Source organism: Methylobacterium sp. Leaf87 (genome assembly GCF_001422775.1).
GTDB lineage: Bacteria > Pseudomonadota > Alphaproteobacteria > Rhizobiales > Beijerinckiaceae > Methylobacterium.
Genome location: NZ_LMMI01000045.1, coordinates 426,078 through 442,535 on the forward strand (window position 1 = coordinate 426,078; position 16,458 = coordinate 442,535).

The window sequence follows — 16,458 nt, forward strand, 5'->3', positions numbered from 1 at the left end:
GCTCAAGCCCGGAGCAGGCGAAGGGCGTTGGCCGTCACCAGGACGGTCGCCCCGGTATCCGCCAGGATGGCCGGCCATAGCCCAGTGATGCCTGCGAGCGTCGTCACCAGGAACACGGCCTTGAGCCCCAGCGAGATGGCCACGTTTTGGTGGATGTTGCCGAGCGTCGCCCGGGACAGCGCCACGAGGGCGGCCACGTCCGATACCCGGTCGTTGAGGATGGCCGCGTCAGCCGTCTCCAGTGCCGCGTCTGTGCCGCCGCCCATGGCAATGCCGACGCTGGCGGAGGCGAGCGCGGGGGCGTCGTTGATGCCGTCGCCGACCATAGCGACCGGGCCGACCTCCTTCAACGCGCCGATCTCGGCGAGCTTGTCGGCCGGCAGCAGGTCGGCCCGGACCGATAGTCCCAGGCCCTTGGCGATGGCCTCGCCGGTGCGCCGGTTGTCGCCGGTCAGCATCACGCATTCGACCCCAAGCCGGCGCAGGGCCGCGACGCCGGCGGCCGCATCCTGTCTGGGCTCGTCCCGGACCGCCACGACGCCGAGCGCCTCTCCGTCCCGAACCACGACGACGGCGGTCTTGCCGGCTTCCTCAAGGGCCTGCACCGTCGCTTCCGCTTCCGGCGAGAGGCTGGCCAGCGTCGCGGCGTGGCGCGGGGATGCCACCGCGACCGTGCGACCGGCGACCGTGGCCTGGACGGCCTTGCCGGGAACCGCACGGGCATCGCGTACGGGGCGCAGGGGGATGGCGTCGGCCTCCGTACGTTCGAGGATCGCACGAGCGATGGGGTGGCTCGATCCGGCCTCCACCGTCGCCGCGAGCCCGAGCAGGGTGCGATCCGTCATGTCCGGGGCAAATGGGAGGACGTCGGTGACCCTTGGACGCCCTGCCGTGAGCGTCCCCGTCTTGTCGAACGCGACGGTACGCACCCGTCCGATGGTCTCCAGGGCGGCGCCGCCCTTCACCAGCAGTCCCCGCCGCGCTCCGGCGGCAAGACCCGAGGCGATGGCGGCCGGGGTCGAGAGCACGAGGGCGCAGGGGCAGGCGATGAGGAGCAACGCCAGTCCGCGATAGATCCAGGTGCCCCAGTCGGCGCCGAGCAGCAGCGGCGGGCCAAGCGCCGCCAGCGCGGCGACCGCGAAGGCGACCGGGGTGTAGACGGCGCTGAAGCGGTCGATGAACCGGGCGGTCGGCGACTTCGAAGCCTGCGCCTCCTCCACCATGTGCAGAATGCGGGCGACGGTGTTGTCCGACGGCATCCGGGTGACCCTGACCTGCAGGGCCCCGTCCGCATTGACGCTGCCGGCATAGACGGCGTCCCCGACCTCCTTTGGCCGGGGCACCGATTCCCCCGTGATCGGGGACTCGTCAAGGCTCGACGTGCCGTCCGTGACCTCGCCGTCCGCAGGGACGCGGTCACCCGGGCGCACCAGCACGGTTTGGCCGATCACCAGGGAGGCGGCCGCCACCTCACGCACGGCGCCGTCCCCCTCGACCAGGCGCGCCGTCTTCGGCACCAGGCCCACGAGGGCCTTGATGCCGGCCCGGGACCGGCCCGCCGCAAAGCCTTCGAGCATCTCGCCAACGGTGAAGAGGAGGACCACCACCGCCGCTTCCTCGGCGGCATGGATGGCGAGCGCCCCGATGGTGGCGACCGACATCAGCATCTCGATGGAGAAGGGCGAGCCGTTGCGGGCGGCGGCGATGGCGCGGCGTCCGTAGAAGGCGAGACCCAGGAGCGCGCCGGGCCAGTAGGCGTATTCCCCGGCCAGCCCGGGCCGAACCGTCTGCAGGAGAAATCCGCTTGCGAACAGGACGGCGATGCCCAGCGCCAAAAGCCCCTTGCGGCTGCGCCAGGCGGGGGACTCCGCCTCCTCCTCGACGATGGCCGAGGCCGCGATGCCCGTTGCCTGTGAGCGGGCGAGGTCGGCCGCGGTCGGCAGGGACCCGACGCCATAGCCGAGCCCCGTGATCCGGTTCTCCAGGTCCGCCCTGGGTGTCGAGCCCTCGTCGAGCACGAGGTCGAGGACCTGGGCCGTGTAGTTCACGCGGACGTCGCGGACGCCGGGCATGCGGGTTACCGCTGTTTCGATCTTGGTCGCGCAGCTCGGGCAATCCATGCCCTTCACGCGGTAGCGCAGCGCGGCGCCTGCGGGGACCGCTCCCGATGTTCCTGGCCCTGACATGGCAAGCTCCGTCGACCCGGGCCTCGCGCCGAAGGGTCTGAGGCCCTACATGCACCCTGTAGCAACTACAGGGTCAAGGCCATGGCGCACGCACCCCCCATGACCATCGGCGACTTGGCCGCGGCGACGAACACCCGCGTCGAGACGATCCGGTGGTACGAGAAGGTGAAGCTCCTGCCGGCGCCGGAAAGGTCGGCGGGCAACTACCGTCTCTACGGTCCGGAGCACCTGCGCCGCCTGAGCTTCATCCGGCGGGGACGGGACCTCGGCTTCACGGTCGACCAGATCCGGGAGCTTCTCGCCATGGCCGACGACCGCGACCGGTCCTGCGCCGAGGTCGACACCATCGCCCGCGCCCACCTGGCGCAGGTCGAGCGCAAGCTGGCCGACCTGACCCGGTTGGCGCATGAGCTGCGCGACGTCATCGGTCAGTGCGGCTGCGGGTCCGTCGCCGACTGCCGCATCATCGAGGCTTTGTCTCCCCACGGGGATCCGTCCTGAGGATGGATCGGCCCCGTCGGCATCAGGTGGAAGTGCGTCCTCCCGCCGATGTTGCAGAGGCAGTACAGAAGGTAGACGCAGGCCGGGATGGCGATGAGGGCCAGGGCGAACGCCCGGCCGGCCGCGCGACGGACGTGGGGCCTGACGCGGCGTCGGCGACGTGGGCCGCCGCCGCCCCAGTCGGCGATGGTTCGGGCGACCTTCTTGCTCATGCCGACCCTCCTACTCGGCGGCGCGGAGATGCGGTTGGACCGGCATGGGCCGATCCTTCCTCTCGGGAGCGACCGCATCGGCAAACCTAGCGTAGAGAGCCGGCAGGACGACGAGGGTCAGCAGGGTCGCCGAGATGAGCCCGCCGATGACCACCGTCGCAAGGGGACGCTGGATCTCTGCCCCGGTCTCGGTCGCCAGCGCCATCGGTACGAACCCGAGGGATGCCACCAGCGCGGTCATCGCCACAGGACGGAGCCGGGTCATGGCGCCCTCCATGATGGCCTCGCGCCTTGGCCGTCCCTCGGCGATGAGCTGCTTGATGTAGGTCAGCATCACCAGGCCGTTGAGCACCGCCACCCCGGACAGGGCGATGAAGCCGACGGCCGCGGGCACCGAGAACGGCATGCCACGCAGCCACAGGGCGGCGATGCCCCCGGTCAGTGCCAAGGGAACCGCGCTGAACACCAGGAGCGCGTCCCGGGCCGAGTTCAGGGCCGAGAACAGCAGCAGGAAGATCAGGAAGAAGCAGACCGGTACGACCACCATCAGGCGCTGGCGGGCGGAAGCCAGGTTCTCGAACTGTCCGCCCCAGGTCACGTAGTAGCCGGCCGGGAGCGACACCCCAGAGGCCACCTTGTCCTGCGCCTCGGCCACGAGCGAGCCGATGTCACGGCCCCGCACGTTGGCGGTGACCACGACGCGGCGCCGGCCGTTCTCGCGCGAGATCTGGTTCGGGCCCTCCGTCACCGAGAAGCTCGCGACCTGCTTCAGGAGCACCGACGCGGCGCGCCCGTTTGGTCCGGGAGGCAACGGCACCGGGATGTTCTCCAGGGCCTCGCGGTCCTCGCGCACCTTGTCGTTGAGGCGCACGACGATGGGGAAGCGTCGGTCGCCCTCGAAGACGACGCCCGCCTCGCGGCCCCCGATGGCCGCCCCGATGACGTCCTGGATCGCGGACGTGCTCAGTCCCAGGCGGGCCGCCTCGGCCTTGTTGATCCCGATCTCCAGAAACGGCAGACCGGCCGTCTGCTCGACCTTGACGTCGTCGGCGCCCTCGACCCCGCGCAGGATGGCGGCGATCTGGTTCGCGGCCGCGGTCATCGCGCCCAGATCATCGCCGAAGACCTTCACGGCGAGGTCGCCGCGGGTGCCGGCCAATAGCTCGTTGAAGCGAAGCTGGATGGGCTGGGAGAACTCGTAGACGTTGCCCGCGAGCGCCCCGAGGGCCTTCTCGATGCTCTCCTGCAACTCGGCCTTGGACAGGTCCGGGTCCGGCCATTCGGCTTGCGGCTTCAGGATGACGAAGGTGTCCGACGAGCTCGGCGGCATCGGGTCCGAGGCGACCTCGGCGGTGCCGGTCTTCGAGAAGACGTAGGCGACCTGGGGGAACCGGCCGATGGCCTGCTCGACCTTTAGCTGCATGGCCTGCGATTGCGACAGGGACGTCGACGGGATGCGCTGGGCGTTCAACGCGATGCTTTTCTCGTCGAGCTGCGGGATGAACTCTTGCCCCAGACCCCTGAACAGGACGCCGGCTCCGACGAGCAGCACCAGGGCGACCGCGACGAACAGCATGGGCACGCGCAGGGCGGCCCCGAGGACAGGGCGGTAGGCGGCCTTGATCGCCCGGACGAAAAGGTTGTCGGTCTCGGTGACCTTGCCGGTGATGACGATGGAGATCATCGCCGGGACGAAGGTGAGCGACAGGACGAAGGCCGCGACCAGGGCGATGATGACGGTGAGTGCCATTGGCTCGAACATCTTGCCCTCGACCCCGGTGAAGGTGAGGAGCGGCACGTAGACGAGGATGATGATGGCCTGCCCGTAGAGGGAGGGCTTGATCATCTCCTCGGCCGAGACCCGCACGGTGGCGAGGCGCTCCTCCAGGTCGAGCTTTCGCCCGAGTTCCCCTTGGCGTTCGGCGAGGTGGCGAAGGGCGTTCTCGGTGATGATGACCGCCCCGTCGACGATGAGGCCGAAATCGAGGGCCCCAAGGCTCATCAGGTTGGCGCTGATGCGCCCCTGGACCATGCCGGTCATGGTCATCAGCATCGCCACCGGGATGACGAGGGCCGTGACGATGGCCGCGCGGATGTTGCCGAGCAGCAGGAACAGGATCACCACGACGAGGGCGGCGCCCTCGGCCAGGTTCTTGGCGACCGTCCGGATGGTGGCCTCGACCAGGACCGTGCGGTTGAGGACCGTCTGGACCTCGACGCCGGGCGGGAGCGTGCGCCGGATGCCGGTCATGCGCGCGTCGACCGCGGCGGCGACGGTGCGGCTGTTCTCGCCGATGAGCATCAGGGCGGTGCCGATGACGACCTCCTGCCCGTCCTCGCTGCCCGACCCGGTGCGCAGATCGCGCCCGATCCGTACCTCGGCGACGTCGGAGATGCGGACCGGCACGCCGCCGCGCGTGGTCACGACGACGGAGCCGATGTCCTCCATGCTCTCCAAGCGGCCGGCGGCGCGCACGACGTAGCCCTCGCCGTTGTCTTCCAGGTAGCGCGCGCCCTGGTTGGCGTTGTTGGCCTCCAGCGCCCGGCCGATGTCGGCGAAGGACAGGTCGAGGGCCGTCAGCCTCATCGGATCGGGCTGGACGTGGTACTGCTTCTCGAAGCCGCCGATGCCGTCGACGCCGGCCACGCCCGGGACGGTCCTCACCTGTGGGCGGATGATCCAGTCCTGGACCGTGCGCAGGTAGGCCGTGCGTTCGAGCTCCGTCGAGAGCCTCTGGCCCTCGGGTGTGAGGTAGCTGCCGTCCGGCTGCCAACCGGGTTTACCGGGCTTCGAGACCTTGCGCTCAGCAGGTTTCGCGTAGTGCACCGACCACATGTAGATCTCGCCCAGGCCGGTCGAGATCGGCCCCATGCGCGGCTCGACCCCGGACGGCATCGCCGCCTCAGCCTCCTGAAGACGCTCGGCGACCTGCTGGCGGGCGAAGTAGATGTTCGTCGCCTCGGAGAAGACGGCGGTGACCTGGGAGAACCCGTTCCGGGATAGCGAGCGGGTGTATTCCAGGCCCTTGATGCCTGCGAGCGCGGTCTCGACCTGGTACGTGATGATGCGCTCGATGTCGTTCGGCGAGAGCGAGGGCGCCGTGGTGTTGATCTGCACCTGGTTGTTGGTGATGTCCGGCACCGCGTCGATGGGAAGCTTCGTCAGCGAGAACACGCCGAACCCGGCCGCGAGCAGCGACAGGAGCACCACGAGCCAACGCTGATGGACGGAGAAGTCGAGGATCTTCGAGATCATGGCGGCCGCCCTCAGTGGTCGTGGTCGGCTTCGGCCTTGCCGAGCTCGGCCTTCAGGACGAAGGAGTTGGCCACCGCGACCTCGTCGCCGGGCTCCAGGCCTGCGAGGACCTCGTAGGCATCGTCGTCCGCCTTGCCGAGGGTCACCTCCCGCTTCGAGAAGCCCTCCTCGGTCCGCACGAACACCACCTTCTCGCCGCCGATGGTCTGGATGGCGGACTTCGGCAGCCGCACCGCGACCTTGTCCTGGGCGATCTCGATCTCGGTCGTGACGAAGGTGCCCGGGCGCCAGGACATGTCCTTGTTCGGCAGGGCGACGATGACCCGGGCCGAACGCGTCTCCGGGTTGAGGATCGGGCTGACGAAGACGACCTTGCCCTCGGGGCGGGGAGCATCCTGGCCGCCGACGATGGTCACCCTGGCGCCCTCGCGGACCTTGGACAGCTCGGTGGTGGGGACGGGGAGCTCGATCCACAGTGAGGAGAGGTCGGCCACGGTATAGACGTCGGCTGGGTCGCCCTCGCTGCCGACCTTCGTGCCGACGTCGACCTTACGCTCCACGATCCGCCCGGCGAGGGGAGACCTGAGCTCGAAGCGGCGCAAGGACGATGAATTCGGGGTGGTCTCGTCCTTCTTGGCCGCGGCGGCGACCTCGGTCGCGTTCAGTCCGAGGGCCGACAGCTTCTGGCGGGAGAGGTCGACGCGCAAGGTCGCCTCGGAGTAGGCGGCCTTCGCGTTCAGGAAGGCCGATTCCGCCGAGATCCTCTTGTCCCAGAGGGCCTGCTGCCTGTCGAAGTTGGTCTTTTCCAGGTCCGCCTTAACCGTCGCCGTGAGGAAGTCGCTTTTGGCATCCGCGACCTCGCGGCTGTCGAGGACGGCGACGATCTCGCCCTTGGCGACGTCCTCGCCGAGGCGCTTGCGCATCTCCGCCACGGTCCCGGCGACCCGAGCCGGCACCCGGGTGATCCGGTCGGCGTCCTGGGCAATGGTGCCGGGCACCAGGAGGTGGCGCGAGAGCGTGCCGCCCTCGACCTTGGCAAGCCTGATGTCCTGTTCGGCGGCCTGCTCGGCCGTCATCTTGATCCTGTCCTCGCCCTCCTCGTCGTGGCCGTGCGCCTCGCCCTCGGCATGTTTCCGGGCACCGGCATTGGGCTTGGTCTCGCCCTTGGCGTGCCGCGGCTTGCCGGCGACCTGCCCATGGTCGTCCTCGCCGGGCTTGGTCTCGACGCCCTCCGACGCCGTCTCGCTCGCGGCGTTCGTTTGCGGGGCTTTGGGGGTCGGCGACAGGCCGGCGGTCGCAAGGGCGCCTCGCACGACCTCAGAAACCTCTGGGAAGGCACCGCCGATGGCGATGCCGATGGCCAGGAAGGCCAAGGACAGAAATGTTCGCATGGGAGAAAAGGCCGTCTTGCCTGGGATGCCGTTCGGCCGCACGCGCGGCTTCTGACGGTCCCATACTGATCACGCTCGATGAGGGAGCCGGCACCTGATTAGATGGCCGGCTGACCCGCGCCACGGAGGTGGCGAGGTCACCTCAGGCGCGGGGAGGCCTTGGCAAACGGTCCGGCGAGACGGACACGACCACGACGTCCAGCGGCGCGTAGGAGAGGCGCCCCTTTTCCGCGGCGGGAGCCCGGAACGGTCCATCGGGACTGATGGCCTGGTGGCAGCCGCAGCTCGCGTGGCAGGCCGGACAGCCATCCGGACGGCCCGGGGACGTGCCGTCCGGGGCCGCCGAAACGGAGAGTTCGGAAGCGGAGGCGCCGTACGGCTCGGCAGAGTGGATGGCGTCGGGAGCGAGGAGCGCCAGGGCGAGTACGAGCGACAGCGCGCGGACGGTGGTCACCCACCAGCCGCGCATCGCCTCATAGGCCCTGGTCGGGGAACCTGCGCTCATGGGCGCCTTATGAACCATTCGATGCTGTTCGTACATGCCAAGACATAGGGGTCCTACGCGGCTTGATCCCGCAAGCGCGCGGGCTGCCATTCAGCCAGGTGGGCTTCACCCCGTTCGTGTCGAGAGGGCGCAGCGCGAAGCGCTTCGTCCCGCGGACGCTCGTGGATTGACGATGGCCTGGGTTCCCCACCGAGCAGGATTGCCGTATTTTCTCCAGTGGCTAGAGGAGAGGGCGGGAAATGAAGTCGTTCGCCATCGGCGCGCTTTCCGAAAAGACCGGCGTGAAGATTCCGACCATCCGCTATTACGAAAGCAACGGGCTGCTACCGGCTGCCGCGCGAACAGACACGAACAGGCGCAGCTACGACGACGCCACGGTCCGGCGCCTCAAGTTCATCCGGAATGCCCGGGCTCTGGGTTTCGAGGTAGATGCCATCCGTACGCTGCTTGATCTCGCGGACCAACCGGATCTTCCGTGCGCCGAGGTCGAGGCCATCACCCGTCGCCACCTTGCCGACATCGATGACCGTCTCGCCCGCCTGTCCGCCCTCCGGGAGGCGGTGCAGGCCACCGTCGATCAATGCGAACGGGGACGCATCAGCCACTGCCGTGTCATTGAGGTTCTGGCCGACCATGAGCCCGGCGTGTCCGAGGACCTCTGACCCGGGATCGACATGCACTCCACCCGATGCGGGCTTTAGACCCGCGGCGGGTTCGTTGCCCCATCCAGCCGGCGATGGATCAACGAAACGAGGGTCAGGAGGTCCTCGGCATCCGACTTCGCCATGGCCCAGTGAACCTTGGGAGCATGGGCCGTCGGGTTCCTGAACATCCCGAAGACGCCCTTGACGAGGTTCGCGAACCCCTTCTGCTCCGAACGCTCGCTCTCGGAGGACAACGCGTTGACGGCCAGCAGTGGCGGACTGCCGCCCAGCGCCCGTTCGACGAGCGTGCTGCCGTCGTCGGTCAGGCCGGTTCTCGCCCGTAGCTTGGCTGCAACGCTCTTTACCGCTTCGAGCACGGCATGAAAGTAGTTGTCGGCCAGGAGTTCCTCACGGCAGAACACCAGGACGTCGGGATGGGTGCCGCGCGATTGGAGGTCCGCGCGGAGCTCATTGGCACGTCGGCGGGCTTCCGGGAGGGTTTTCGCCTCCGTGGACGGGACCAGGCTCCCACTCTCGTCGACCGCCAGCGCCGAGAAGGCCAGCGCCGCGTTCAGCCTTGTGCGGAGAGGCTCGAAACGTTCAGGCTGGCGCAAGTAACGCCCTGGCTTCATCGCCTTTCGGATGAAGGCGAGGATTGCGAGCCTTTCGCGTCGGGCGTTCTGGCTCGCACCGAAGGCATTGTAGAGTCGGTGCCGCTTCGCGAGTACCGGTGACGGGTCCGGGATGCCGCAGGTTTGCAGGAGATGCTCGATCTCCCCGCCCGTCAGCCCATCCCCGGTATCGCCGAGGGCATCCGCGAGAGCCTCAAGCTCGCCCTGCGAAAAGTGTTTCTCCATTCGATGCTACGCCCCGTGTCCCCGGTCCCGTGGAAAGAATACGAAAGCTCCGAGGATCCTGTCGAAGGGGTTGGAGGGCATCCACCGCTCCGCGGGCGCCCAGGTGGCAGGGTCAGTCGGGAGCCTGCGTGATCGCGCGGTCTGCGTTTACGCGTGCCGTCCAGCCCTTCACGCTCTCCTGACCCTTGAGGGACACGAGTCGCGCACCGCTGACATCCACGTTCTTGAAGTCCGCGCCCGCGACCGTGGCTCCAGTGAGGTTGGCGCCTGACAGGTCCGAGCCCATCAGTACCACGTCGGTCAGGTCCGCGTCCGTGAGGTCCGCGTATTCTAGGCGCGAGCGCCCGAGGTCCGCTCCCTTCAGGTTGGCGCCCCTGAGGTTCACCGAGACGAACACCGCGCGCATCAGGCCCATGGACTGGTTCTTGATATCGGCGCCGCCCTTAAGGTCGACGAGCGTCGCCCCGCTCATGTTGGCGCCCTTGAAGTCGCCGATGGGCGTGGACCGGCTGAGGTCGGCTTCGCTGAGGTTCGCGTCGCGGGCGGTGATGCCGAACATCTTCGCGCCGACGAGCTTGGCGCCAGAGAGGTCCGCCTTGATGAACCAGGCCTGTTCCAGGTTCGCCCCGGTCAGGTCGGCGCCGCGCAGGTTTGCCTTGTTGAGGCGAGCGGTGCGCAGGTTCGCACCCGTAAGATTGAGGCCGGAGAGGTCGAGGCCTGCGAGCGCCCTATCGGACAGGTCGATGGGCTTGCCGTTGGCCCTGGCGATCATCGCCTCGACTTCCGTCCGGGTCATCTCGGCTCGGGTCATCGCGGCCGAGCCCATGTCGGCACCGAGCAGCAGGTCCTGCTCGGCATGGGCGGGAGCCGGCAGCAGGACTGAGGCAAGCAGAAGGGGGGCGAGGCGGCGCATGGTGTCTCCCGTTCGATCCCGCCCAGGCCTACGGGAAGCCTGCGCCTCCCCCATGGCATCGCCCGAGCGGAATTCTGTTCTGTGTCGAAGGTTGTACTCGGGTTCGTCCCGCTCGTCCGTGCCTGGCTGCGTCGCCGCTCCGTCTCAGCGGCGTTAGAACTCGCCTCATGCCGGAACGGCATCCTGATCTGATGCGGCAGACCTCGGTACGACAGCTATCGGTACGGGCGCCATCGTGACACCGGGATCATGCAGCGGGTTACGCTCCCTCTGACCTGCCTCCCTCGTAGTCGCTTCGCTTATCGGACCGCCCATCGAGGCGGCCAGGGACTGCTTAACCCTGGCTCGACGCAAATCTCTAGTGACTAGAGATTTTTCTTGAATTCAGATCTTCTCCCAAGGTACTATTTGCATGTGCCCGAGAGGCACCAACCGATTGCGGAGTTTCCGTGATGAACATCGGGTTCTTTGCCGACGACAGCTCGGCCTGCCACGCCGCCCTACTTGCCAATAGTGCCCTCAATCGAGAGGGGATGCCTGGCTCCGGCATCCTCGCCGGCGGGCACAACATCGCCGATGCCGTCCCCGCGTACCTGGACGAGGCTGCCGCCAGCCAGAGCCACCTGATGCTGGCGCTTCCCCTCGCGCTACTCGGCGACATCTCCATCCGGAGCCGGCTCGATCTGGCCGTCGTCTCCTTCGGCCCCGAGCCGCTGGCCCATGATGGAGCCCGGCGCGCCATGGCCTCGAAGGCCGCCCAGGCCACGGATGCCTTGTCTCCGCCCTGGATGCTCGCTTCTTGCAACCGGGCGCTTCCGGAAGCCTCCCGCGCCCTGCCCATCCGGATCGGAACGTTGCGGCGTGCGGATGCCGCCAGCCTTCGGGCCGGCTGTACCTGCGGCACCCTGCACTGGCGGGCAATCGGCTTCGCCGCCACGCTGCGCATCGCGGCGGACGACCCCTACGCCACCCGGATCGACCGTGCGCGCGTAGTCCAGGCCATGACCTCCGGCGCGACGGCCGCCGAGATCGAGCTCCGGTCCGACCTGCTCGACCTCGCCGTGGATCTGGATGAACGGACCGCAGACGTGAGCGACCAGAACCCGAACCGGCGTCGCCTGTTCGATCCGTCGCGGCGCATCGCGCGCCGCGGTGCCGGGCGTACGCTCAGGGAGAGCCGGCAACCCCTTCCGGCACCGATGTCCGCAGCGTCCCGCCATTCCGCGGGTTGCGCCTCTTCCCGCCCCGCCTGAACCGGAGGTTGACATGAAAGCTCGCCGCAAAACCCCTTCCGCCCGCCTTCCCTCCCAAGGGTCGGACGCCACGCGCCGGACGCATCCCCGGGACGCCCGAAGGGGCCTGCCCAGGACCAAGTCGCGGATGGCGAGGGAGCGTTCCAGGAGCATGGCCTCGCCCAAGGCTGCCGTCCACGTCGGTGCCGACATCGGCGTCGACTGGGAAAGGCTTCCGGTCCCCCTGGTCCTCGACAGCGATTTCGACTTGGCGGACGAGGAAGTCATCCTCGGTCACGCCAGGTCCATGGCAGCCACCATCCGGGACGAGGAGGACTGGCTGTCGATGTGACCGGAGCCCTCACTCTGCCCGGCAGGGGATCTCGTCTGTGAGACCGACCCCGGGTCCCGTGACGCAGGCCGGGCGAGACACCGGCCTTCGCGTTCCTTCCTCAAACGCGAAGTCAGGGAAAGGCATTGATGCACTTGTTGGATGCACCGTTAACCATAGATTCAATAGTGACTTGCCGAATACGTAAGTCTATTGCTATTTTGGTCGGTTTCGTTGTATTATTCGCTTTCTCAAGATTGATCGTTCGACGCCGCGCCATCACGGATATCCCGTGACGGCGAGCGCGTCCGCATGCTTGCGGAGGGTTCAATTGATCAGCGCATTCTTCGGTACTTTCGGACGGATCGAGGCGGCCCATGCGGCCCTGGTCCTTACCGATGCGCATGCCGCGCTCGCACAACCCGTGAGCCTGATCCGGTTCACGCTCCCGGCCGAGGCAGGCCTACCACCCCGGATCGTGACCGCCGATCCCGTCCGGGTGATCGAGCGAACTGCTGGAAGCGCCCACGGGTGCACGGCCCCGGTCATCACCGAGATCGCGAAGGCGCGGGAGGATGGACGCTGCGCTGTGCTCGACCTGCCGGTCGCCTGGCTTGCCGACACGACCTTGCGCAAGAGTCTCGATGCGGCCGTCCTCACGGTCGGCCCCGCTCCGCTCGACGAGCATGCGGCCTGCCATGTGCTGTCCACGGAAGGAGCTGTACCCCTCGACCCGGCGGTCGGAGGCATCGCCCCGGCCTGGCTGCTCGGGTGCAGCCGCGGGGGAGGCGGACCCGCCGGAACCGCTTTCGGGAGGACGATGGCGCGCCTCGCCGCGGATCTCGCCGCGGATCTCGCCGGGGAAGTTCCCGTGCGCACCCTGCCGGTGACCCTGCCGCCACTGACCCACTCGGAAGCATCCCACCTGGTCGTAGGTGGCCGTAGCGCCAGGACCCTGTCCGCCGGAATTTGGCTCCTGGCGGCACTCCGGGCCGTGGCGTCCGATCCGCAAGCGGCATCCATCGACGCAGACCGCCTCGCGGCCGCCCTCGGCGTCGATACCGGCATCGTACGGTTGATGGACGAGCGCCGCACCGGAGAACGCCTGCGCGATCTCGCAGATGCCCTGGATGCCATCCGCGACGGAACCGGTCCCGCACGGTCTGAACTCGACGACAGCCCTAGGCTTGAAGACTGGAGGGTGGAAGCGGCGCCGGTGCGCATCCTGACCGGCCGCGTCTACGGCCATCCCAACATAGTCGATGGTCGGAGGGTCTCAACATCCGCGCTCTATGCGACCGACAGCGTCTCGTATGCCCGCACGCTGTCGCGCACCTACACCCTCGGCCGACCCGCCGGCCGCGAAGCCGGAAGCGGGCTACACTGACAGGGCACCATCCAAGGGGGCTCCGATCTCAGGGAGCGCAGCTCCGTTCGGGATCTCGCCGGTCGTAGGACCGCCCCTCGGGGCGGCCACGAACGCCGTCCGTCCATGTCCTTCGCCGTCGAAGCGTAGCCAGGGAACCCAGCGGTTCAGGCGCCGGCGGCCCAGGATCATGGTTCCCTCACAGGGACTTCCACACACCCATTCGTCATCGCAGCGGCGTCGCCGCCCGGATCGTTCTGGGAATGGTCCCGAGCGGCTGCCCCCCAAGGGCGCCTGGGCCATGCCCCGTGACCCGGCGGGTACCGAAACCCTTTCTCACGGATCGAGGGCACCCGACCATGCGAATCTGGATCCTTTCCGACCTTCACCGCAACGTGGGCCGCCCCTGGTTACCCCCGGCGATCCCGGACGCCAACGTCGCGGTCATCGCCGGGGACGTCGGCGAAGGGCTCGTCGAGAGCATCGCCTGGATCGGCGATGCGATCCGTCCTCACATGGAAGCCGTCCTCGTGGCAGGAAACCATGAGTTCTACCGGCGCCGCTTTGAGGCGGAACTCGCCTCGGGGCGCAGGGCCGCAAGAAATTCGGGCATCCACTTCCTGGAGAACGATACTGCCGTCGTTGAAGGTGTGGCCTTCACCGGCTGCACCTTGTGGACCGATTACGAACTCGACGGACCCAATCGGCGCGCGGCTTCGATGGATGATGCACGACGGGGCATGAACGACCACCGCCTGATCTCGACCGCCACGAGCGGCGAGCCGCGGCCGTTCCGGCCCGAGGATGCGCTGGGCGTCCACCTCGGCTCCCGCCGCTATCTCGAACGGGAGCTCGCACGTTCCGTGGGCGTCGACGGCAGGTCCTGTCCTAGCGTCGTGGTCACCCACCACGCGCCGAGCGCCCGATGCATTGCGCCGCGATATCGCGGCGCCTCGCTGAACCCCAGCTTCTCGTCCCGGCTCGACCCCCTCATCGAGAGGTTTCAGCCGGCACTCTGGGTCCACGGCCATACCCACACGTCCATGGATTTCCGGATCGGCGGGACGCGCGTGCTGTGCAATCCGAAGGGGTATCCCGGCGAGAACGCAGCGTTCGACCCCGGCCTCGTCGTCGAGGTCTGAACAAGCCCGCGAGATGCCTTGGCCGCGCGACCCTGCGGCCTGCGCGGCACTGCTGGAACACGCGTCCGATATCGGCCGCCCGGCACCAATCCCGATCCCCTGGAGGCAGATGTCGAACATCCCGGCTCCGACCGCACGGGCGGTCATTCTCAGGCGGTTGCCCCGCGTCCTCCGAGCAGGCCTCGACCCGGCGGTCCGGTACGGGGCCTTGCCGCGGGAGCTCGCTACCGATGCGAGGGCCATCGATGCCGAGCTCGGTGCCCTTGTCGCGACATGGCTCGCCAACCCTTACACCGTCTCCTTCATCCATGACGCCGCGCCGCGCAGCTCCAGGCTGCTGTCCCGGTGCGGGGACATCGTTCGGCGCTCCCGCCTCGGGACGGGCTCCACCGAGCCGGGGAAGGTTCTCTCGGGCGGCCTGGCGGCCCTGGACACGTATTGCGCGAGGACAAACGACCCTGACATGCGCGACATCGTCGGTGCATCCCTCTTGCTCGGCGGATCGGCCCTCGTCCAGCCGCTCGCATCGCGGTCGGCGGCGGCCGTGTGGAATGACCTGGAGCGATTGGAGGAGGTCGCCGCCGCGCTGCACCAGCTGGCGTTGGTCACGGCGACCGCGCAGGACGACCATAGGGTTACCTTCACCGACCTCGGGCTGCCGGATCCATTCCCCCCCGCCGAGATGGGGCCGCAAGTCGTGGACACGGCCGTGGCCGCGTGGCGGGCTGCGCTCGGCCAGGCGTTCCAGAACCTCAAGGCCGAAGCGCGGACGCTGGCGGTCGGCTTGTCGGCCATCAGCGTGGGCCAGACCCTCGACTTCATGGCCGACGACACCCTGGCTGCCCATGCGCGGGCCGTGGGCCAGCAGGCGGTCCAACCATTGGAGCGGCATGCCGCGGACAAGGCCGGCAAGGGCGCCGCCCGCAAGAAGCTGCCGCAGCCACCGAGACCCGTCGCCGACGTTCCCAAGGAGACCGAGGGTGGCGATGTCGCCGTTTGTCCCGGCCATGTCCTCGTCTGTCCAGCGAGCCCCGCCACAGGGGCTGGTAAGGGCCGAGAGGTCGTGCGCGGCTTCGAGCATGCCATCGGCAAGGCCCTTCGCCTCGTTCCGACGCCGTTCCTGCCCGAGGTTCGCGAGCGCCTGCTCAGCGAGTTCTGCCATGCCACGCGGGCGGTCGACGCGATCCTCGGCGAACTTGTCGGGAAGGAATTCGTCCGCATCCCTCCGCTGGTCCTGGAAGGCCCGCCCGGGTCGGGGAAGTCGCGCTTCGTCCGTCGGCTCGGCGAGGAGCTCGGGGTCGGGGTCTACCGCGTGGACGCCTCCAACGATGGCGGGGCATCCTTCGGGGGCACCGAACGCCGATGGTGGAGCGCGGAGCCGTGCCGGGCCTTCATGGCGTGCGCCCGCTACTCTCAAGCAAACCCCCTCGTGCTGGTCGATGAGATCGACAAGGCCCCGACCCGGGCCGAGTACGGCCGCATCTGGGATTCGATGCTCCAGACACTCGAACCCGAGAACGCCCGCCGCTTCCCCGACCCATGTCTGCAGACCGACCTCGACCTCTCCTGGACCTCGGTCATCTGCACGGCCAACGAAACGGGAAAACTCCCGGGCCCCTTGCTAGACCGGCTTCGCATCGTGGCGTTTCCCGCGCCCGGTCCGGAGCACGTTGAGGCGCTGTCCGTCGCCTTGCTCGGCGACATCGCGCGGGAACGCGGCCTCGACCCCGCGTTCTTGCCGCCGCCCGATGCCACAGAATTGCGGGCCCTCCGCCACCGTTGGCGGGGTGGGTCGGTCCGCCGCCTCCGCCGTGCCGTCGAAGCCGTCGTCCGCGTCAGGGACCGTGAACTGGAGGGGCGTCCTCAATGAACCGCTTGGGCAAACTTGACCAAGACGTCCCCGCGCCCGCACGGGGCGTGCC

General features: G+C 68.5%; 13 protein-coding genes. 7 read left to right on the plus strand and 6 right to left on the minus strand.

All coding sequences use genetic code 11. From position 1 onward, the window contains the following. Positions 1-2: 2 nt before the first annotated feature. Positions 3-2,186, minus strand: coding sequence for a heavy metal translocating P-type ATPase (locus tag ASF22_RS18630; RefSeq protein WP_056172884.1), 2,184 nt, complete (start codon positions 2,184-2,186; stop codon positions 3-5). 99 nt (positions 2,187-2,285) lie between these two features. On the opposite strand from ASF22_RS18630, the gene ASF22_RS18635 reads away from it, so the two are divergent. Next, on the plus strand, positions 2,286-2,687 hold the full coding sequence (locus ASF22_RS18635; protein WP_056172886.1) for a helix-turn-helix domain-containing protein: 402 nt from the start codon (positions 2,286-2,288) through the stop codon (positions 2,685-2,687). Positions 2,688-2,909: 222 nt separating this feature from the next. On the opposite strand, the gene ASF22_RS18640 is transcribed toward ASF22_RS18635, so the two are convergent. From ASF22_RS18640 to ASF22_RS18650, 3 genes are all read right to left on the minus strand, one after another. Continuing rightward, positions 2,910-6,155: a CusA/CzcA family heavy metal efflux RND transporter gene (locus ASF22_RS18640; protein WP_056172889.1), complete on the minus strand. Its 3,246-nt coding sequence runs from the start codon at positions 6,153-6,155 to the stop codon at positions 2,910-2,912. An 11-nt stretch (positions 6,156-6,166) separates the two neighbouring features. Beyond that, on the minus strand, positions 6,167-7,546 hold the full coding sequence (locus ASF22_RS18645) for an efflux RND transporter periplasmic adaptor subunit (protein ID WP_056172891.1): 1,380 nt from the start codon (positions 7,544-7,546) through the stop codon (positions 6,167-6,169). A gap of 142 nt (positions 7,547-7,688) precedes the next feature. Beyond that, on the minus strand, positions 7,689-8,051 hold the full coding sequence (locus ASF22_RS18650) for a hypothetical protein (RefSeq protein ID WP_244473810.1): 363 nt from the start codon (positions 8,049-8,051) through the stop codon (positions 7,689-7,691). 239 nt (positions 8,052-8,290) lie between these two features. On the opposite strand from ASF22_RS18650, the gene ASF22_RS18655 reads away from it, so the two are divergent. After that, positions 8,291-8,713, plus strand: coding sequence for a helix-turn-helix domain-containing protein (locus ASF22_RS18655; RefSeq protein WP_056172894.1), 423 nt, complete (start codon positions 8,291-8,293; stop codon positions 8,711-8,713). 35 nt (positions 8,714-8,748) lie between these two features. Here ASF22_RS18655 and ASF22_RS18660 read toward each other — a convergent pair whose 3' ends face one another. Then, positions 8,749-9,552, minus strand: a complete 804-nt coding sequence (locus ASF22_RS18660) for a TIGR02391 family protein (RefSeq protein WP_056172897.1) — start codon at positions 9,550-9,552, stop codon at positions 8,749-8,751. A gap of 112 nt (positions 9,553-9,664) precedes the next feature. Beyond that, on the minus strand, positions 9,665-10,465 hold the full coding sequence (locus tag ASF22_RS18665) for a pentapeptide repeat-containing protein (RefSeq protein ID WP_056172900.1): 801 nt from the start codon (positions 10,463-10,465) through the stop codon (positions 9,665-9,667). A gap of 452 nt (positions 10,466-10,917) precedes the next feature. On the opposite strand from ASF22_RS18665, the gene ASF22_RS18670 reads away from it, so the two are divergent. From ASF22_RS18670 to ASF22_RS18690, 5 genes are all read left to right on the plus strand, one after another. Then, the gene (locus ASF22_RS18670) at positions 10,918-11,718 is read left to right on the plus strand and encodes a hypothetical protein (RefSeq protein WP_056267031.1); all 801 of its coding nucleotides are present in this window, start codon (positions 10,918-10,920) and stop codon (positions 11,716-11,718) included. 151 nt (positions 11,719-11,869) lie between these two features. Beyond that, positions 11,870-12,049, plus strand: a complete 180-nt coding sequence (locus tag ASF22_RS18675) for a hypothetical protein (RefSeq protein ID WP_156630143.1) — start codon at positions 11,870-11,872, stop codon at positions 12,047-12,049. 310 nt (positions 12,050-12,359) lie between these two features. After that, on the plus strand, positions 12,360-13,415 hold the full coding sequence (locus ASF22_RS18680) for a hypothetical protein (RefSeq protein ID WP_056172908.1): 1,056 nt from the start codon (positions 12,360-12,362) through the stop codon (positions 13,413-13,415). A 338-nt stretch (positions 13,416-13,753) separates the two neighbouring features. Continuing rightward, a complete protein-coding gene (locus ASF22_RS18685; RefSeq protein WP_056172911.1) occupies positions 13,754-14,536 on the plus strand; it encodes a metallophosphoesterase in 783 nt (260 codons plus the stop codon). Positions 14,537-14,999: 463 nt separating this feature from the next. After that, the gene (locus ASF22_RS18690; protein WP_244473811.1) at positions 15,000-16,406 is read left to right on the plus strand and encodes an AAA family ATPase; all 1,407 of its coding nucleotides are present in this window, start codon (positions 15,000-15,002) and stop codon (positions 16,404-16,406) included. Positions 16,407-16,458 lie beyond the last annotated feature (52 nt).

Coding starts and splice junctions, on each gene's coding strand:
- ASF22_RS18630 (WP_056172884.1), bottom strand. CDS start 2,186: ATGTCAGGGCCAGGAACATCGGGAGCGGTCCCCGCAGGCGCCGCGCTG.
- ASF22_RS18635 (WP_056172886.1), top strand. CDS start 2,286: ATGACCATCGGCGACTTGGCCGCGGCGACGAACACCCGCGTCGAGACG.
- ASF22_RS18640 (WP_056172889.1), bottom strand. CDS start 6,155: ATGATCTCGAAGATCCTCGACTTCTCCGTCCATCAGCGTTGGCTCGTG.
- ASF22_RS18645 (WP_056172891.1), bottom strand. CDS start 7,546: ATGCGAACATTTCTGTCCTTGGCCTTCCTGGCCATCGGCATCGCCATC.
- ASF22_RS18650 (WP_244473810.1), bottom strand. CDS start 8,051: ATGAGCGCAGGTTCCCCGACCAGGGCCTATGAGGCGATGCGCGGCTGG.
- ASF22_RS18655 (WP_056172894.1), top strand. CDS start 8,291: ATGAAGTCGTTCGCCATCGGCGCGCTTTCCGAAAAGACCGGCGTGAAG.
- ASF22_RS18660 (WP_056172897.1), bottom strand. CDS start 9,552: ATGGAGAAACACTTTTCGCAGGGCGAGCTTGAGGCTCTCGCGGATGCC.
- ASF22_RS18665 (WP_056172900.1), bottom strand. CDS start 10,465: ATGCGCCGCCTCGCCCCCCTTCTGCTTGCCTCAGTCCTGCTGCCGGCT.
- ASF22_RS18670 (WP_056267031.1), top strand. CDS start 10,918: ATGAACATCGGGTTCTTTGCCGACGACAGCTCGGCCTGCCACGCCGCC.
- ASF22_RS18675 (WP_156630143.1), top strand. CDS start 11,870: ATGGCCTCGCCCAAGGCTGCCGTCCACGTCGGTGCCGACATCGGCGTC.
- ASF22_RS18685 (WP_056172911.1), top strand. CDS start 13,754: ATGCGAATCTGGATCCTTTCCGACCTTCACCGCAACGTGGGCCGCCCC.
- ASF22_RS18690 (WP_244473811.1), top strand. CDS start 15,000: ATGCGCGACATCGTCGGTGCATCCCTCTTGCTCGGCGGATCGGCCCTC.